Consider the following 2,310-nt stretch of genomic DNA (forward strand, 5'->3'; position numbering starts at 1 on the left):
CTGTACGTGCAAGTTTCCCTGCATACAGCTCAAGCCTCTGCCAAGGCATCTTTCGACACCCGCTTTCACACTTTATTTCCGGCGTACTTTTGAATTCCATGACAACCGGGATGGTGCAGTTGAATGTTGCCCGCTGCAATCGACCCACCGTCGGTTCTTTTCACAATGAAGCGGGTGACCCAAGGGGTACCTATTGCGATCGGTTCCTGACAGGTCGGACACAGGCCATCCTGCCTCAGCCAGACCCGGTAGAGCTTCGCGCGGCCCCCTGGCAGGTTCATCATCCTCTTGCCCCATCGGGTCTCGAAGTATGGTTCCCACTGTGGGTCGTGCGGATTGGCCCCGGCCTTGATCTTGACATGCCGCTTTATCGGCGTGTCCGCCGCTTTCAGCAGGACGAGTTCCTTCTTCCTCCCATCCTCTTGTTTTTCGGTTGTGGCAAATACCCAGTTGCGGGTGCCTTGGGTTTTGAAGTATTTATCTTTGACCCAGCGGGCTCCTTTCTCTGGATGCCGTCGAACCGCCCATTGCCACAGCATTGACCAGACATACGTATCAACCCGAGCAAAGGTTTCCTTGGCGACCGCATGGCGGTGATAGTTTGCCCAGCCCCGCAGAATCGGGTTGAGCAGGCGTATCAAGTGTGCTTGTTTGGCCGTCTTGTTGCCTTTGGTGACTTCCCGGATCTTGTCAAGGTGCGCTTTGACGTTCGCTTTCGACGGCTTCATCAACAGCTTGCCGTTGTACTTGCGGATATTCCATCCGAGGAAGTCGAACCCTTCGTCGATGTGCGTTACCTTGGTCTTGTCCGGCGATAGGACGAGCCCTCGTTCCGCCAGAAATGCGACCACCGCAGGTTTGACCTCGTGTTCCAGCCACTTTTTCGAGTTGCCGGTGATGATGAAGTCGTCCGCGTACCGCACCATGTGCATTTTCAAGCCTGTTCGCTTTGCAGCCGGGAATTTCTTCCTCAGCATCGCTTCAAGACCATCTAACGTCATGTTGGCCACTACCGGTGAAATAATTCCCCCTTGAGGGACCCCGGCAACGGTCGGGAAGAGTTCGTCCTGATACACATATCCCGCCTTGAGCCACTTCTGCAGGATCACCTTGTCCGTGGGGATGTTGGCGACCATCCATGCGTGGCTGATCTCGTCGTAACAGGCCTTGATGTCGGCTTCCAGCACCCACTGCGCGCTTGTCTTTCTCGCGAGGGCGATGAAGCATTGCTCCCCCGCGTCGGCGGTTGAGCGCTCCGGCCTGAACCCATACGAGTTCGGGTCGGCAGTGGTTTCCGCAACCGGCTCCAGAGCAAGCAGATGCAATGCTTGCATCGCCCTGCAGCGCATCACGGGTATGCCGAGCGGCCTCATTTTGCCGTTCTTCTTCGGTATCGTTACCCTCCGAAGCGGAAGAGCCGAATAACCCCGTCTCTTCAACGACGCAATCGCGTTGGTCTTTGCCCCCGGTGTTTTCCAGATGACCTTGTCGACACCGGGGGTGTTCTTGCCTTTGTTTTCAGTCACCCGCTTGACGGCTATTGCCTTGCCGCTGAACGAGTGGGTCAGCAGCCATTGCAAGGCTTTCACCTTGTTGTGCCTGCCGGCCTGTGTCCACTTCACAATACGTGCTTGCAGCCGTCTTACCTGACGCTGGACATCGGCCCAACTGATGCCGTCCCATGCCACGCCGGAAGGCGCACACGCTGGTGTTGCTGCGTCCATTTGCTTCCCTTCCGTTAAGATGGTTCTACCTACTCTCTTGTGATGAGAGACCACGAGGAAGTCTGCCCGCTTTCGCGTGGGATGATGTTGCAACCCCTATCCATCCGATTACAGGATGGCGTTCGCTTTGTCCTCAATCCTTCGCCCGCATCGCCATGGGCAAGCCTTGCGGTTTGCTGTCCCCGAGGGGAGCGATACGGGATTTCCACGTTCCGCTTGCGAAAGCATGTCGGGTTAGGCGCCTGCTGTCGACCGGGAGGCGTATGGGTCACGAGGGCGTATAAGTGAAGACGCTCTTCCCACCTCCGTTGCCATTTTGGCTCAAGCGCAGTAGCCACTTCCGCTTGTTTAGAATAACGACCTTTATCGCAGATTCACATGTGTTCGCCATGCCGACTGTCTAGCACTCATCCGGCGTGTGGCTGCCAGAAGGGTACGCCTCTCGCGATTGATACCCCGCATCTTGCGATGCTTCGTTACATTGTCAGAGTCGCTCTTTATTCAGACTCCTAGACTCGCCCGGTGACACGGGCGGTTCCCTCATGTTGACGCGGGAACAGCTCCTGCAAGCAACTTCGTGTCGCAG

At 56.6% G+C, this 2,310-nt stretch carries 1 protein-coding gene; it reads right to left on the reverse strand.

Going from position 1 to position 2,310, the window contains the following annotated elements; genetic code table 11:
• Positions 1-65 precede the first annotated feature (65 nt).
• On the reverse strand, positions 66-1,724 hold the full coding sequence (gene ltrA, locus PQQ96_RS41880) for a group II intron reverse transcriptase/maturase (protein WP_408303261.1): 1,659 nt from the start codon (positions 1,722-1,724) through the stop codon (positions 66-68).
• Between the last annotated feature and the right edge of the window lie 586 nt (positions 1,725-2,310).

Origin of the sequence: Paraburkholderia sediminicola (assembly GCF_046027825.1) — a bacterium.
Lineage (GTDB): Bacteria > Pseudomonadota > Gammaproteobacteria > Burkholderiales > Burkholderiaceae > Paraburkholderia > Paraburkholderia sediminicola_D.